The organism is Streptomyces luomodiensis (assembly GCF_031679605.1).
Taxonomy (GTDB): Bacteria; Actinomycetota; Actinomycetes; order Streptomycetales; family Streptomycetaceae; genus Streptomyces; species Streptomyces luomodiensis.
Genome location: NZ_CP117522.1, coordinates 4,448,081 through 4,462,628 on the forward strand (window position 1 = coordinate 4,448,081; position 14,548 = coordinate 4,462,628).

Sequence of the window (14,548 nt, forward strand, 5' to 3'; positions counted from 1 at the left end):
AGGCCCCCAGGCCGCCTGGGCAGCAGGTCAGGCCGACAGCGAGTCGACCGCGTCCTCGTCGTCCCCGCCCGGCTCCGTGGCCGCGCCCAGGTCGGGGTAGACGTCGAACAGCCGGCGCACCCCCAGGGCCGCCAGCACCCGGTGGACGTGCGAACCGTGCGCGGCGCCCTGGGGCGGCAGGATCAGCCGCAGCCGACCCGAGCACGACCGCATCAGCCGACGCGCCGCGATCAGCACGCCGACCCCGCTGGAGTCGCAGAAGCGGACCTCCGACAGGTCCAGTACCAGCCAGTGGCGGCCCTCGGCGACCGCGTCGTGGACGTGCTGCCGGACTGCGGGCGAGGTCACCAGGTCCATCTCCCCCGAGACCTGGAGAACGACCCACTCCCCCCGCCGGTCCTCCATCACCTTCAACGTCACGCGCCCGAAGCCCTTCGCTCGCCGCTAACCGGAATTTGCTGTTCCCGGGCGGCTGCCCGCCCGTCCGCGCATGAAACTCCCCCAGGCATACGCCTTGAGGGACGACCCTATGCCGCGCCGAAGCGTTTCGTCTTCCCGATCCTGCGCAAAGTGAGCGGCTCAATACCATGCGCAGCCTGGTCCGCGCGCACTTTGCCTGATGGACGCGTGTTATGACAGCCACCGGCACTACATTCGATATGAACGTGGGCATAGTGCCTGGAGAACCGGTCGAACGACTCCGGAATGGGGGCCGCATGACGAATGACGCACCGCCCCGCTGGGACCGCAGGATGCAGCAGCGCCTGGCACGCGGCGAAGCGGCCGCCCTGGCCGAGTTATACGACCGATTCGCGTCACTTGTTCATAATCTGGCGTATCGGGTGCTGGAGGACGAGACGGCGGCCGACCGCGTCACCCGTGAAGTCTTCGGCTACGTCTGGGAGAACCCGGACGCCTACGACCCCCAGCAGGGCTCGTTGCGCTCCTGGGTCGCCATGCTCACCCACAGCCAGGCGGTACACCGGCTGCGCACGTCGCACAGCGCCTCGGCCGACGGGGGCACGCTCACGGCCGAGGCCATGGAGGAGCGGATCCGCGAGGCGTCCGTGGCCGCCCGCGCCGACTACATCGTCACCTCGATGCCCGCCCCGCTGCGCGCCGCCCTGGAGCTCGCCTACTTCGACCGCCGCGACTACCGCCAGGCCGCGGCCGCCCTCGGGGTGACCGAGGACGAGGCCAGGCGCCGCCTCCGGCTGGGCCTCCAGCTGCTGTCCACGGCCCACGCCCAGCCGCCCCACGCGGTCTCGCCCCCCGGCTACGGACGGGCGCTGTGACCGGGCGCGGCGGGCCGGACCCGTACGACGACGCCTTCGGCGACAGCTCCGGCCCCGGAGACGGGAGAGACGGGAGAGACGGGCCCGGACGGGGCAGCGAGCCGGATCTGCCGGCCCACCCCGCCGGGCCACCACGCATACCGCAGCCGCGGCCGGCCGCCGAGGACAGCGGCCGCTGGCCGGGCGCGCTGGACGGCGGAATCCCGACCCCGCGCCCGCCCACGGCGGACCAGGCGCCGGCGGAACGGCCACCGGAGCCGGAACCCGCACCAGAACCGGAACCGGAACCAACGACGGAATCGCGACCCGGGCCAGAACCGGGATCAGCGACGGAACCGCAGCCACCCACTTCCGCGCCCCTGCCACCGTCCACCCCACCGTCCGCCGCACCGGCCGTCCCCCTGGCCGCGCCCACGCCCTCGGCGGCCCATCCGCTCCCGCACCATCTGCTCCGGTCGCTGCTCGGGGCCTGGGCGCTGACCGCGTGCTCGCAGGAGGAGACCGCCGCCGTCGAGGCGCACCTCAACCACTGCCCCTCCTGCGCCGAGGAGGCACTGCGGCTGCGCGACGCGGTCGGACTGCTGCACACCGAGCACAGCCTGGACCTCAACCCGATGCTCCGCTCCCGAGTGCTCGCGGGCTGTCTGGGCCGCCGCCCGGCCCGGATACCCGTGCCCGACTGGGCCGGTGCGTACGACGCGGAGGCCGCCCGGCTGGACGCGCTGCTGATCGACATGGGCGAGGCGGAGTGGCGCGCGCCGGTGCGGCTCAAGTGGTTCGACGGGCGGCGGCTCACCGGCCGGGACACCACCGTCGCCGGGGTGATCGGCCATCTGATGGCCGTGGACGGCATCATCGCCGCCTCCCTCGGCCTGCCCGACCCGCTGGGCGCCGACGCCCCCGGCTCGCCCGTGGCGCGTACGGAGGCGTACTGGCACCACGAGCCGGGCGCCGCGTACGGCTCCGGCCCGCCGGGTGCGGTCCGGGAGGTGTGGCGCGAGCAGGGCCACGCCCTGGTCCGTACGGTGTCCTTCGCCGGGCGCGGGGTCGCGGATCTCGATGTGCCGTACGGGGAGTTCGCACTGCCGGTCCGCGATGCGTTCCTGGACCGGGCCTTCGCGTGCTGGGTGCACGCCGGGGACATCGCCGAGGCCATCGACTACCCCTATGAACCGCCGGCCTCCGGCCACCTCAAAGCCATGATCGACCTGTGTGCGCGGCGGCTTCCGGGCACGCTGGCCGAGCGGCGCCGGGCCGGGCTCGCGGCCCCGCCGCGGCGGCTGGTCGAGGCCGGCACCCCGGGCCGTACGCTCCATCTCCAGGTCGAGGGCACGGGCGGCGGCGACTGGTACATCGCGCTGGACTCCCCGGCGGCGACGGCCGCACCGGAGGAGGCGGTGGCCACGATCGCGCTGGACCAGGAGGCGTTCTACCTGCTGGCGTCCGGGCATGTGCCGCCGCAGGACGCGGCGGCGGGCCTGTCCGGGGACACCGAGGCGATCCGGGACGTCCTGTTCGCCACGGCATCCCTGTCCCGGCTCTGAGGGCTCCGGACTCTAACGGCTCTGGACTCGAAGGGCTCCCGGCTCCGAGGGCTCCGGGCTCCGGGCTCCGGGCTCCGGGCTCCGAGAACCAGAACGAGCACCGGATCCCGCAGACCGGGTCAGCCGAAGACGACCGTCCGGTGGCCGTTGAGCAGCACCCGGCGCTCGCTGTGCCACTTCACGGCGCGGGCCAGCGCCTGGCATTCCACATCGCGGCCGACCGCCACCAGCTGCTCCGGGGTCAGCTCATGGCCGACACGCTCGACCTCCTGCTCGATGATCGGGCCCTCGTCCAGGTCGGCGGTCACGTAGTGGGCCGTCGCGCCGATCAGCTTGACCCCGCGCGCATGCGCCTGGTGGTACGGCTTGGCGCCCTTGAAGCTCGGGAGGAAGCTGTGGTGGATGTTGATGATCCGGCCGGACAGCGCCTTGCACAGGTCGTCGGAGAGCACCTGCATGTAGCGGGCCAGCACCACCAGCTCGACGTGCTCCGCCCGCACCAGGTCCAGCAGCCGGGCCTCGGCCTCCCGCTTGGTGTCCTTCGTCACGGGGATGTGGTGGAACGGAATCCCGTAGGAGCCCACCAGCTCCTCGAAGTCCGTGTGGTTGGAGACCACCGCGGCGATCTCGACCGGCAGCGCCCCGATCCGCGACCGGAAGAGAAGGTCGTTCAGACAGTGCCCGAACTTGCTGACCATGAGCACAACGCGCATCTTCTGATCGGCGCGGTGGATCGCCCAGTCCATCTGGAAGGACTCGCCGACCGCCGCGAAGCTGGCCCGCAGATCCTCCACCTCCACCGGTGAGACGGCGCGGAAGGCCACCCGCATGAAGAAGAGTCCGGTGTCACGGTCCCCGAACTGCTGACTGTCCTCGATATTGCAGCCGGTCATGAAGAGATAGCTGGACACGGCGTGCACGATGCCCTGCTTGTCCGGGCACGACAGCGTCAGGATGTACTGATCGGGGAGGGCAGGCGACTCGCTCATGGCTCCATAGCGTCCCACACCGGACGGCGCTCAGACCGCCCGCGTCATGATCGCCAGTACTTCCAGGGTGCGTGGCGGCACATCCGGGTCCTCGCCGTCGTTGGTGGCGAGCCGCACATGGGCCTCGCGGGCCGCCCGGACGGCCTCCGGCCAGCCGTGGTGCTCGAGGTAGGCCGAGACGGGGGCGTCCGCGCCCACCTGGTGCATGATCCTCAGCACCCGCAGCACGGCCACATCGACCAGCGCCGCCTCCTGCGAGTCACGGAAGATCGTCCCGACGTATTTCTCGGCGGACCAGTTGTCCAGCCAGGTGTCCTCGACCAGCCGGTAGACGGCGTCCGTCACGTCCCCGTACCCGGGCTGGCCGGCCAGCCAGCACTCCTGCTGGAAGACGGGGTCCGAGAGCATGTGCAGCGCGGAACGCACGTTGGTGCGCCAGCGCCACCACGGCATGTCATTGACAGGCATACCCCCCATGGTGGTCGAGCGACGGCCGCGACGGGAAGACTTCTCCGAACCTTGCACAGTTACCGATCGTACGTTCTTCACACACGAGGACGTATCAGCCCCCCTCTGTTCACCTCACCGACACCCTTCCTTGTCTTGTCATAGCCGTGCCGTTACTCCCGGAGCGCAAGGCTCGCTTGTCATGACCGGACGGCGACGCCCCTCCTCCCGCCCCATCCGAGCCGCCGTCGCGGCCCTGTCCACGGCAGTCGGCGCGTCGCTGTTGACCGGCTGCGGCACGGTGCTGCCGAACGAGGCCGACGACGCGCCCATCACCGTCATGACCTGGGCTCCCCAGGGCACCAAGGCGACTAATATGCCGGGGATGCCCGCGATGGCGCAGGCATTCGCCCGCTGGGTCAACGACACAGGCGGCATCCACGGCCGCGAGCTGCACGTCGTCACCTGCAACGAGCACAACGACGCCGTCCAGGCGGCCCGCTGCGCCCAGCGGGCCCAGGAGGAGAAGGCCGTCGCGGTCGTCGGCTCGTACAGCCAGTTCGGCCGCGCCTTCATCTCCCCGCTGGAGGTGGCCGGCATCCCCTACATAGGCGGCTACGGGCTGACGCAGGAGGAGTTCGACAGCCCGTACTCGTATCCGGTCAACGGCGGCCAGGCGGCCCTGCTGGCGGGCAACGGCCGCCAGCTGGCCTCCCGCTGCGAGCACGTCGCGCTGGTGCGGCCCGACACCATCGCGGGCGACGAGCTCCCCCAGCTCCTCAGCACCGGGCTCAAGGCGGGCGGCCGCGCCGCCGCCCAGGACGTCCGCGCCCCCGAGGACGCGGGCGACTACAGCAAGCAGGCCACCAGCGCCCTGGAGCGCGTCGGCGCGGACAGCGCCCTCGGCACCGCCGCCCAGGGCGCGACGCTGGACAGTTCCTGCGTCACCGCCGCGCTCGGCAACCGCACCGGCACCTTCTTCGACTCCTTCCGCCGGGTGCAGGACGACCATCCCAAGGTGCGGATCGCCTCCATCCTCGGCAGCGTCCGCCAGTCCCTCGTCGACTCCACCGGCGGCAGCTCGAGCCCCCTGGAGGGCACCTACGCCACCGGCTGGTACCCGGCCGCGGACGACGCGCGCTGGGACCCCATGAAGAAGGTCATCAACAAGTACGCCTTCGACGACAACCGCATCGACCCGAACGACCCCGGTACCCAGACCACCTGGATCGGCTACACCGTGCTCCGCTCGGTCCTGATGTCGCTGAACGCCAACGACATCAGCGCCCGCACCGTGCGCAACGCCCTGGACGACGGCCACGCGGTCGACACCGGCGGGCTGACGCCGACCCTGCGCTGGGGCTACGACGACACGCTGCACGTACCCAACTACTCGCGGATCGTCAACGCGCACGTCACCTACCAGGTGGTACGGAACGGCCGGCTGGTGGCGGTGCGCAAGGGGTTCGTCGACATGGCCAGGACCCTGGAGAACTACCACCCGGCGGACTGAACCGGGGACGGCCTGAGCCGGGGGCGGCAGTACCGCCCCCGGCCGTCCGGTCACAGGTCGGTGGCCTCGTGGTTGGTGAGGCCGTACTGGGTGGCGATCGGGTTCCACAGCCCCGAGGCCGTCTTCTTGGCCTCGGTCGCCTCGCCGCTCGCCCGCTCGGCCGCCCCGACCCGGGGCGTACGGCGGGCCTTGCCCTTGTGGCAGCCCTTCTTGCCGCCGACCTGATCGGCCCAGGCCGCGTATTCGTTGTCGGCCCTCGCCGAGGACTTCCACGCCTTGGTCAGGGCGGCGGTCAGCTCGGTGTGGTTGGGCAGCTTGTCCACCGACAGCTTGCCCAGCCGGGTCACCAGGTCATTGCGCTGGCCCGCGGCCGTCCGCAGATCCGAGGCGGCCGTGGACAGGTCCTTACAGGACTTGATGTTGTCCACGGCCTTGATCACCGAGGCCCGGCTGTTGTTGCTGTCGGCGAGCAGCGCGTCCAGCGCCTTCGCCTGCGGCTCGGCGGGGTCGGTGGTCTTGGACGGCTCCGCGGCGCTCGGCGAGGAGCTGCTCAGCGTCGTGGCCTTCTTCTCGTCGTCGCCGCCCGTGCTGAGCGCCGCCCCCGCGGCGAGCCCGGCGATGCCGCAGCCGGCCACGACGATGCCGATGACCATGCCGCGCGACATCCGGCGCCGCCCACCGCCGCCGCCGGTGCCACCGCCGCCCCCGCCACCGGTCGGCGGCGGAACGTCACTGAACTGCGGCAGCTGCTGCGTCTCCGCGGCACCGCCGTCACGGAACAGCCCGTCGAACTCCGACGGCGGCGGCCGGTCCCCGGGGCGGCCGGGACGGATCGCGAACGGGGGGCTGCCGGGCCGCTCCGGAACCGACGGCGTGGGCGGGAGCACCGCGGTCTCCTCGGCCGCGGACTGCTGACGGTGGGCTCCCCGGTGGCCGGGACGGACGGCGCGCAACTGGGTGGTGGACTCGGCGGCCGACTCGGGCCGGTTCTCGGGCGGCAGCGGCACGCTCTTGACCGGGGCGAGCGTAGTGGTGGGGGTGTCCAGGGGCGGCGGGGCCTCACCCGGGACCGGGGGGATGACCTGAGTCGCCTCGGCGTCGGGCTGCGGCGGCAGCACCTGGGTCTCCTCGGCGGGGTTGAACGGCGGCTGGGCCGGTCTCTCCGGCGGCAGCGGCCCGCCCTGCTGCCCCGGCAGCGGCCCGCCCTGCGGCGCCTGCGGCGACCAGCCCTGCTGCTCCGGTGGCAGCGGCCCGCCGAACTCTCCCTGCGGCGCCTGCGGCGGCAGTTCCGCGGCGCCCTGCGGCCCCCAAGGCTGCCCCCATGCCTGTCCCCCGGCCGGGGCCCCCTGATGGGGCTGCGAGGGCCGGTAGTCCCCCTGAGCGGGCAGCACGACCCCCTCACGCACGGGCTGCGCGGGCGGGACCGCAGGAAACTGCGGCTCGTTCCCCTGACCGCTCTGCGTCACCGGGACTCCTTGGCTATACGGAACTACGGAATCGTCGGCTCACGCTACCGGTTCCCCGGACGGCTCGGTGCCCGGGAGAGAGCCCGAAAAGGGAGACACTGGTCACCGCGCCACAGGGCGAACCACCATGAACAAGACGTCGCGCGGCGCCGGCACGGAGGCTATGAGACGGCGGCACCACCCCACCCCCACACCACCACCCAGCGGCCCACCACCCAGCGGCCCGCTCAGCCGACCTGCACCTGCAACCGCGCCCCGAACTCCCGCACCACCGGCTCGTCCCGATACGGCTCCAACCGCTGCTGGAAGTCGTCCAGATACTCCGCGCCCCGGTTGGACCGCAGCGTGCCCAGCAGATCCACCGCCTGGGTGCCGACATGGCACGCCTGCTCCACCTCGCGCTGCTGCACATGCGCCGTGGCCAGCAGCAGCAGCCCGATCGCCCGCCGCCGGACGCGCCCCTCCGGATGCCCCTCCAGCGCCTCCTCGGCGCGCCGCCGGGCCTGTTCGGCCTGGCCGAGGTCGCGGTGGCAGTGGGCCAGCTCATCAGCCAGATACGCATGGTCGAAGTGGCGGATCCAGGTGGGGTCGTCCCCCGTGACGGAGCCCGGACCGCTCCCCACCGCCCGCTCCATCGCGTCCAGCGCGCGCCCGGCCGCGGACTGGCAGGCCCGCGCGTCCCCCATCAGGGCGTGGCCGCGCGCCTCGGCCGCGAGGAACATCGACTCGGCGCGGGGCGGCACCTGCCCGCGCGCGCCCTCCTGCGCGGCCTTCGCCAACTGGGCGATCTCCCGGGGATTTCCCAGCTGGGCGGCGAGATGGCTCATACCGGCGGCGAGCACATAGCCGCCGTAGCCCCGGTCCCCGGCGGCCTGGGCGAGCCGCAGCGCCTGGATGTAGTACCGCTGGGCGAGCCCCGACTGGCCGGTGTCGACCGCCATATAGCCGGCCAGCTCCGTCAACCGGGAGACGGCGGCGAAGAGTTCGCGCCCCACGGCCTCGGTGTACGAGCCGGCCAGCAGCCCGGAGACCACGCTGTTCAGATAGTGGACGACGACGGGGCGCACATGGCCGCTGCCGTACCGGTGGTCGAGGTCGACCAGCGCGTCCGTGGTGGCCCGCACCGCCGCGACGTCGGACCGCCCCACCCGGGCGCCCGCGCTGCGCCCGACCTGCGGGTCCGCACCGGTGATCAGCCAGTCACGGCTGGGCTCGACCAGCGCGGAGGCGGCGACCGTCGAACCGCTCAGGAAGTCGCGGCGCCCGACATCGCTCCGCCACAGCTCGCAGACCTGCTCTATCGCGCCGAGCACGGTGGGCGAGAACTGGAGACCGACCCCGGAGGCCAGGTTCTTGCCGTTGGCCATGCCGATCTCGTCGATCGTGACCGTACGGCCCAGCTTGCGGCCGAGCGCCTCGGCGATGATGCCCGGCGCCCGGCCCCGGGGCTGCTGGCCACGCAGCCAACGGGCGACCGACGTCTTGTCGTAGCGCAGGTCGAGACCGTGCTCGGCGCCGCACATGTTGACCCTGCGCGCCAACCCGGCGTTGGAGCAGCCGGCTTCCTGGATGAGCGCTTGCAGCCGTTCGTTCGGCTGCCGCGCCACAAGCGGCCTAGCGGCCATGGCGTTACCCCCAGTGACTGCTTGCGTTCTCGGCGTATCCGTCCCTGTGCTGAGTGATGCCCAGCGCATATCGCAGCTATACGGTGAATGCGGAACTTGCCCGTATTGACCGCATCGTTCGCATAACCCGCATAACTTCGTTCGCGCACGGCGCCGAGACGAGTCCGGGACCGCCCTCCCCCTGGCGTCGCGGCATGGCCGCCGGACACTCGCACGCCCGTCACGCATGGTGGCTACCCGCTTACCCAGCCGCAACCCCGCACGCGCCCCCGCCCGTGCTCCCATGCGCCCCGCCGTGCCGTCACCGCGCGTCCCGGCCCCCTGACGGCACCGCCCGTGCGGGGCCCGGCCCGTAACCCCCGTTGACGGCGGAAGTTGTCCTGAGCGTGGAAGAGACCATGGACGTGACAGGACCATCGCGGTTCCCCGCGGAACCATCGCGGTTCCCCGCCGAACCACCGCACATCCCCGCGGAACCATCGCAGATCCCCCAGCAGCGCGGGGAGCGGCTGCGCGACGCCGCGGTGCGATACGCCGAGGAGCGGCACTGGGACGTGCTCTCCGGCGCCTGGCTGGAGGCCGTGGACGGGGACGGGGTGGCGCGCTGCTCCTGCGGGACCGCCGACTGCCCGGCCCCCGGCGCGCATCCGACCGGCCGGGACTGGGTGAACCAGGCCACGGGCAGCACGGTGGTGATCCGCCGCATGTGGGCCAGGACGCCGCGCGCCGCCATCCTGCTGCCCACCGGCCGCACCTTCGACGCGCTCGACGTACCGGAGTCGGCGGGCTGCCTGGCGCTCGCGCGGATGGAGCGCCGCCGGGTCGAGCTGGGCCCGGTCACCTGCACCCCCGGGCGCCGGATGCTCTTCTTCGTCCTCCCGGGCGCCGCCGCCAAGGTCCCCGACCTGCTGCGCGATCTGGGCTGGCCGCCGAACGCGATCGACCTGACCGCGCGCGGCGAGGGCGACTACGTGGTGGCACCCCCGACCCGGGTGGGCCACCGCGGCCCCATCCAGTGGGCCCGCCGGCCCACCGCCGCCAACCGCTGGCTCCCCGACGCCCAGGAACTCGTGAGCGCCCTCGCCTACGCCTGCGGCCGCGAGCGCCGCTGAAGCGCCGGGGCCGCTGAAACGCCCGCACCGCTGAGGCGTCGGACCCCTCCCCGGCTCGGCCCCTATCGTGGAGCGACGGGCGGAGGTCGCCAAGTCCGGGCCCCCGCCGGCACATCAGAACGGAACGGGGTAAGCCGGTGCCGCAGGAGCAGCCAGCACACAACACACAGCCGTCCAGGGCCGCCGCCGTGCGGGTGAGCGGCCTGTCGAAGCGTTACGGGGAGCAGATCGCGGTCGCGGGGATCGATCTGGAGCTGCCCGCCGGGCAGTTCATCGGACTCGTCGGGCCCAACGGCGCCGGTAAGACCACCACGCTGTCGATGATCACCGGCCTGCTGCGCCCCGACTCGGGGACCGTGGAGATCGGCGGTTACGACGTCTGGCGGGACCCGGTCGAGGTCAAGGCGCGGATCGGGGTGCTGCCGGAGGGGCTCCGGATGTTCGAGCGGCTCTCCGGCCGGGAGCTGCTCACCTACATGGGGCGGCTGCGCGGGCTGCCCGGCGAGGAGGTCGACAAGCGCGCCACCCAGCTGCTGGACGTCCTGGATCTCGCGGGCTCCCAGAGCAAGCTGGTCATCGACTACTCCACCGGGATGCGGAAGAAGATCGGCCTGGCCACCGCGCTGCTCCACAACCCCGAAGTCCTCTTCCTCGACGAGCCGTTCGAGGGCGTGGACCCGGTCTCCGCCCAGACCATCCGCGGCGTCCTGGAGCGCTACACCCGCTCGGGCGCGACCGTCGTGTTCTCCAGCCATGTCATGGAGCTGGTGGAGTCGCTGTGCGACTGGGTCGCGGTGATCGCGAAAGGCCGGATCCGGGCCCACGGCCCGCTGGCCGAGGTGCGGGGCGACGCGCCCTCCCTCCAGAACGCCTTCCTGGAACTGGTGGGCGCGAACCGGCGCCTGGCGGGCCAGAGCCAGAGCCTCGACTGGCTGGGCGGCGGCGCCCGATGACGCTCACCGACCCGCTCGACGCCGGCGGTCCGCCCGGCACCAAGGGCCCGTTCGACGCCAAGGGGCCGCTCGGCGCCGCGGCGCCCGCGCCGCCCGCCGCCCCCACCGGCTCCCCCACCCCCGTCTTCGTCGCGCTGAAGCTGGCGCTGCTGCGCAACGGACTGCGCCAGTCGGCCGGCCGGCGGGCCGCGTATGTCTCCTCGATCGTGGTGACGCTGCTGTTCGCCGCGTTGCAGCTGCTCGGTCTGGTGCTGCTGCGCGGCCACGACCACGTCGACGCGCTGGTCACGGTGTTGACGGCGGTGCTCGCCCTCGGCTGGGCGGTGATGCCGCTGTTCTTCCCCGGCGGCGACGAGACCCTCGACCCGACCCGGCTGGTGATGCTGCCGCTGCGCCCGCGCTCGCTGATCACCGCGCTGCTGGTGTCCTCGCTGATCGGCATCGGCCCGCTGTTCACCGTGACCCTGGCGGCCGGTTCGGCCGTCGCCGTCGCGCACGGGGCGGCGGCCGCGGTGGCGGCGGCGGTCGCCGTGGTGCTCACCGTGTTGGTGTGCGTGGCGCTGGCCCGCGCCGTCGCAACGGCCAACACCCGCCTGCTGACCAGCCGCAAGGGCCGCGATCTGGCGCTGCTCAGCGGTCTGTTCGTGGCGATCGGCGCGCAGTTCGTGAACCTCGGGGCCCAGCAGCTCGGCGGCGAGAACGGCCTGGCCGTGCTGGAGCCGGCCGCGAAGGTGCTGCGCTGGGTGCCGCCCGCGGCGGCGGTCGACGCCGTCCAGGGCGTGAGCGACGGCGCCTACGGGGTCGCCGCCGCCCAGTTCGCCCTGACGGCGGGGGCGTTGGCGGTGCTGCTGTGCTGGTGGACGGGGAGCCTCACCCATCTGATGACCACCCCGGACGCCTCCACCCTCCAGGCGGTGGCCCCGCGCGCGCGGCGGGGCTCCGGGACGGCCGGCACCCCGGACGCCTCGGGCCCGTTCGCCCGGCTGCTGCCCGCCGGCCGCACCGGCACGGTGCTGCTGCGGACGCTGCGCTACGCCCTGCGGGACCCGAAGACCAAGTCGGCGTGGGTCACCTCGGTGGGCATCGGCCTGCTGCTGCCGGTCATCACCGCGGTCCAGGGCAATGGCTCGGTCTATACGGCGTGCTGGGCGTCGGGGCTGTTCGGCATGCAGATGTACAACCAGTTCGGACAGGACACCTCCGCCTTCTGGATGGTCGCGCAGACGATCTCCTCGCGGCGTGACGCCTATCTGGAGCTGCGGGGGCGTGCGCTGGCACTCCTGTTGGTCGCGGTGCCGTACGTGGCGTTGGCGGTCGTCGGCTCCGGCTTCTTCCTGAAGGACTGGCCGGTCGTCCCCGAGGCGCTCGGGCTGGCGCTGGCGCTGCTCGGTTCGATGCTGGCGACCGGCGCCATGACCTCCGCGCTGGCCCCGTACTCCGTCCCACAGGACAGCGGTTACAAGAACGTCGTCCCGGCACAGGTGGGGATCGCCTGGATCAGCATCTTCGGCGGCATGGCCGCGGGTGCCGTGCTGTGCGCGCCGGTGCTGGGCCTGACGGTCTGGCTGCATCTGACCGGGGCGCACGGCTGGCTGTGGGTGGTGCTGCCGCTGGGCGCGGTGTACGGCGCGGCCATCGCGGAGACCGGTCTGCGGATGGCGGCGCCACGTCTGGCGGCGCGGCTGCCGGAGATCCTGGCGGCGGTCAGCAAGGGCTGAGCCACGGGAACGGACGACGGCGGGGCCGGGGCCTGGACAGGGACTCCGGCCCCGCCGCACGGCGGTGCCACGCCGCACCGCCCGCGCCCCACTGCCCGCCCCTCACTGCCGTAACGTTCCGGCTAGTCGAGGTACTGGCTGTAGACCCAGCCTTTGGTCCCGGCCCGGATTCCCGAGGTGGTCCGCTTGAGGATCTTTCCGTAGGACCAGCTCTTCTCAAAGCCCCGGGTGCGGCAGAAGTACCGGAAGGCATCACCCCGGTAAAGCGTCCCGATAACGCGGTACCGCTTTCCCGGCCCGGTACGGAATTGCGCTCCACTGGTCGAGACCTTGAAATCGACATCCGGGGAATTGAACTGACACGCCGATGAGCCCACCGCCGACGCCGCCGGCGCCAGGGCCACCGAACCGCCCAGCATCAGCGCCGCCGAGACCACGACCATCGAGGCTTTACGTTTGATCCGCACGCAATCACCCCCGCGATCGGTTGATTCACTTGATTCACTTGATTCATTGATCCGCTTGCTTCGTTGCGCGGCGAAGAGCGTAGCACCCGGCAATCCGGAGTCTCCGGCCCCGGCACGGGGAAAATCGGAGGCAATTGTCAGCCGAGTGCCTCCGGGGTGAGCCCCGCCGCATCCGTATGGCCCGACAGCGCCAGCGTCAGCTCGAACTCGGCCAGCAGGGCGCGGATCACATGCTCCACCCCCGGCTGCCCGTCCAGCCCCAGCCCATAGGCGTACGGCCGGCCCAGCAGCACCGCGCGGGCGCCGAGGGCGAGCGCCTTGAACACGTCGTCACCGGTGCGCACCCCGCTGTCGAAAAGCACCGCCAACCGGTCGCCGACCGCCGCCACCACCCCGGGCAGCGCGTCGGCCGCCCCGATCGAACCGCCCACCTGGCGGCCGCCGTGGTTGGAGACGACGACGCCGTCCATCCCCGCCTCCTGGGCGCGGCGGGCGTCGTCGGGGTGCAGCACCCCCTTCAGCACGATCGGACCGTCCCAGTGCTCCCGCAGGAACGCCAGGTCCTGCCAGGTCTTCCCGGGGTCGCCGAACATCCGCACGAAGTGCAGCACCGCGGCGTCCCGGTCCTCGTGGACCGGCTTGGCCAGCCCGGCCTGGAACGCCGGATCGGTGAAGTAGTTGGCGGTGCCCACACCGCGCAGGAACGGCAGATACGCCTGGTCGAGATCGCGCGGCCGCCAGGCCAGCAGCGGGGTGTCGAGGGTCACCACGAGGACCGTGAAACCACATGCCCTCGCCCGGTCCAGAAAGCTCCTGGTGACCTCGCGGTCCTTGCCCCAGTACAGCTGGAACCACCGCTCACCGTCCCCCATCGCCTCCGCGACCCGCTCCATCGGCGTACTGGACGCCGAGGACAGGATGAACGGCACGCCCTGCGCCGCGGCGGCGCGGGCCGCCGCGCACTCCGCCTCTGGGTGCATGATCGACAGCACCCCGATCGGCGCGAGCGCGAGCGGCGCGGGCAGCCGGGCGCCGAACAGCTCGACCGACAGATCCCGCCGCCGTACGTCACGGAGCATCCGCGGCACGATCCGATGCCGGTCCAGCGCCGCCCGGTTGGCCCGCTCGGTGCTGCCGTTGCCCGCGCTGCCCGCGACATAGCCCACCGGTCCGGGCCCCAGCCGCGCCTCGGCCAGCTCCTCGAGCCGGGTCGGATCGGCGGGCAGCCGGGGGACGGCGCCGGTCATTCCGTTCAGATAGATCTCGTACTGAAAGGCCGCCCAGTCCCTGCCGGGTTCCGGATCCGTGACGTCGCCGCCGATCATGCGCTTCCCTTCGTCTGCCCATGCCCATGCCCGTGCCCATGACGGGTCGATTTCTCATTGCCGGAGGGGAGGAGAGGACTCGTAGGATCGACGA

The 14,548-nt window shown here is 72.5% G+C and carries 13 protein-coding genes; 6 read left to right on the plus strand and 7 right to left on the minus strand.

Annotation, left to right across the window (positions count from 1 at the left end; all coding sequences use genetic code 11):
- Nucleotides 1-27: 27 nt before the first annotated feature.
- Nucleotides 28-405, minus strand: coding sequence for an STAS domain-containing protein (locus PS467_RS18660; RefSeq protein ID WP_311039904.1), 378 nt, complete (start codon nucleotides 403-405; stop codon nucleotides 28-30).
- Nucleotides 406-716: 311 nt separating this feature from the next.
- On the opposite strand from PS467_RS18660, the gene PS467_RS18665 reads away from it, so the two are divergent.
- Together PS467_RS18665 and PS467_RS18670 are read left to right on the plus strand one after the other, a co-directional pair.
- The gene (locus tag PS467_RS18665; protein ID WP_311036239.1) at nucleotides 717-1,295 is read left to right on the plus strand and encodes a sigma-70 family RNA polymerase sigma factor; all 579 of its coding nucleotides are present in this window, start codon (nucleotides 717-719) and stop codon (nucleotides 1,293-1,295) included.
- The gene (locus tag PS467_RS18670; protein WP_311036240.1) at nucleotides 1,292-2,839 is read left to right on the plus strand and encodes a zf-HC2 domain-containing protein; all 1,548 of its coding nucleotides are present in this window, start codon (nucleotides 1,292-1,294) and stop codon (nucleotides 2,837-2,839) included. The genes PS467_RS18665 and PS467_RS18670 overlap by 4 nt, the downstream gene beginning before the upstream one ends.
- A 119-nt stretch (nucleotides 2,840-2,958) precedes the next feature.
- Here the strand turns inward: PS467_RS18670 and purU are convergent, their stop codons facing one another.
- Nucleotides 2,959-3,828 (minus strand): formyltetrahydrofolate deformylase, encoded by an 870-nt coding sequence (gene purU / locus PS467_RS18675; protein ID WP_311036241.1) that lies wholly within the window; start codon nucleotides 3,826-3,828, stop codon nucleotides 2,959-2,961.
- A 30-nt stretch (nucleotides 3,829-3,858) separates the two neighbouring features.
- Complete coding sequence (locus PS467_RS18680) at nucleotides 3,859-4,305, minus strand: SCO4402 family protein (protein WP_268972711.1); 447 nt, start codon at nucleotides 4,303-4,305, stop codon at nucleotides 3,859-3,861.
- 172 nt (nucleotides 4,306-4,477) lie between these two features.
- Here PS467_RS18680 and PS467_RS18685 point away from each other — a divergent pair, with 172 nt between their 5' ends.
- On the plus strand, nucleotides 4,478-5,788 hold the full coding sequence (locus PS467_RS18685; RefSeq protein ID WP_311036242.1) for an ABC transporter substrate-binding protein: 1,311 nt from the start codon (nucleotides 4,478-4,480) through the stop codon (nucleotides 5,786-5,788).
- A 50-nt stretch (nucleotides 5,789-5,838) separates the two neighbouring features.
- Here the strand turns inward: PS467_RS18685 and PS467_RS18690 are convergent, their stop codons facing one another.
- Together PS467_RS18690 and PS467_RS18695 are read right to left on the minus strand one after the other, a co-directional pair.
- Nucleotides 5,839-7,254 (minus strand): hypothetical protein, encoded by a 1,416-nt coding sequence (locus PS467_RS18690; protein WP_311036243.1) that lies wholly within the window; start codon nucleotides 7,252-7,254, stop codon nucleotides 5,839-5,841.
- A gap of 227 nt (nucleotides 7,255-7,481) precedes the next feature.
- Nucleotides 7,482-8,879, minus strand: coding sequence for an NsdA family TPR-like regulatory protein (locus tag PS467_RS18695; protein WP_311036244.1), 1,398 nt, complete (start codon nucleotides 8,877-8,879; stop codon nucleotides 7,482-7,484).
- Nucleotides 8,880-9,277: 398 nt separating this feature from the next.
- On the opposite strand from PS467_RS18695, the gene PS467_RS18700 reads away from it, so the two are divergent.
- The 3 genes from PS467_RS18700 (at nucleotide 9,278) to PS467_RS18710 (ending at nucleotide 12,662) form a co-directional block, all read left to right on the plus strand.
- Nucleotides 9,278-9,991: a bifunctional DNA primase/polymerase gene (locus PS467_RS18700; protein ID WP_311036245.1), complete on the plus strand. Its 714-nt coding sequence runs from the start codon at nucleotides 9,278-9,280 to the stop codon at nucleotides 9,989-9,991.
- A 137-nt stretch (nucleotides 9,992-10,128) separates the two neighbouring features.
- Nucleotides 10,129-10,944, plus strand: coding sequence for an ABC transporter ATP-binding protein (locus tag PS467_RS18705; RefSeq protein WP_268972717.1), 816 nt, complete (start codon nucleotides 10,129-10,131; stop codon nucleotides 10,942-10,944).
- Nucleotides 10,941-12,662: a transporter gene (locus PS467_RS18710; RefSeq protein WP_311036246.1), complete on the plus strand. Its 1,722-nt coding sequence runs from the start codon at nucleotides 10,941-10,943 to the stop codon at nucleotides 12,660-12,662. Before PS467_RS18705 ends, PS467_RS18710 begins: the two co-directional genes overlap by 4 nt.
- Before the next feature lie 122 nt (nucleotides 12,663-12,784).
- On the opposite strand, the gene PS467_RS18715 is transcribed toward PS467_RS18710, so the two are convergent.
- Both PS467_RS18715 and PS467_RS18720 read right to left on the minus strand, forming a co-directional pair.
- Nucleotides 12,785-13,129, minus strand: coding sequence for an SH3 domain-containing protein (locus PS467_RS18715; RefSeq protein WP_311036247.1), 345 nt, complete (start codon nucleotides 13,127-13,129; stop codon nucleotides 12,785-12,787).
- Nucleotides 13,130-13,266: 137 nt separating this feature from the next.
- Nucleotides 13,267-14,454 (minus strand): lactate 2-monooxygenase, encoded by a 1,188-nt coding sequence (locus tag PS467_RS18720; protein WP_311036248.1) that lies wholly within the window; start codon nucleotides 14,452-14,454, stop codon nucleotides 13,267-13,269.
- Between the last annotated feature and the right edge of the window lie 94 nt (nucleotides 14,455-14,548).

Bases quoted from the DNA above. Each gene is read 5' to 3' on its own strand.
- PS467_RS18695 (WP_311036244.1), bottom strand. From the start codon at position 8,879: ATGGCCGCTAGGCCGCTTGTGGCGCGGCAGCCGAACGAACGGCTGCAA.
- PS467_RS18665 (WP_311036239.1), top strand. From the start codon at position 717: ATGACGAATGACGCACCGCCCCGCTGGGACCGCAGGATGCAGCAGCGC.
- PS467_RS18710 (WP_311036246.1), top strand. From the start codon at position 10,941: ATGACGCTCACCGACCCGCTCGACGCCGGCGGTCCGCCCGGCACCAAG.
- PS467_RS18680 (WP_268972711.1), bottom strand. From the start codon at position 4,305: ATGGGGGGTATGCCTGTCAATGACATGCCGTGGTGGCGCTGGCGCACC.
- purU (WP_311036241.1), bottom strand. From the start codon at position 3,828: ATGAGCGAGTCGCCTGCCCTCCCCGATCAGTACATCCTGACGCTGTCG.
- PS467_RS18660 (WP_311039904.1), bottom strand. From the start codon at position 405: ATGGAGGACCGGCGGGGGGAGTGGGTCGTTCTCCAGGTCTCGGGGGAG.
- PS467_RS18720 (WP_311036248.1), bottom strand. From the start codon at position 14,454: ATGATCGGCGGCGACGTCACGGATCCGGAACCCGGCAGGGACTGGGCG.
- PS467_RS18685 (WP_311036242.1), top strand. From the start codon at position 4,478: ATGACCGGACGGCGACGCCCCTCCTCCCGCCCCATCCGAGCCGCCGTC.
- PS467_RS18700 (WP_311036245.1), top strand. From the start codon at position 9,278: ATGGACGTGACAGGACCATCGCGGTTCCCCGCGGAACCATCGCGGTTC.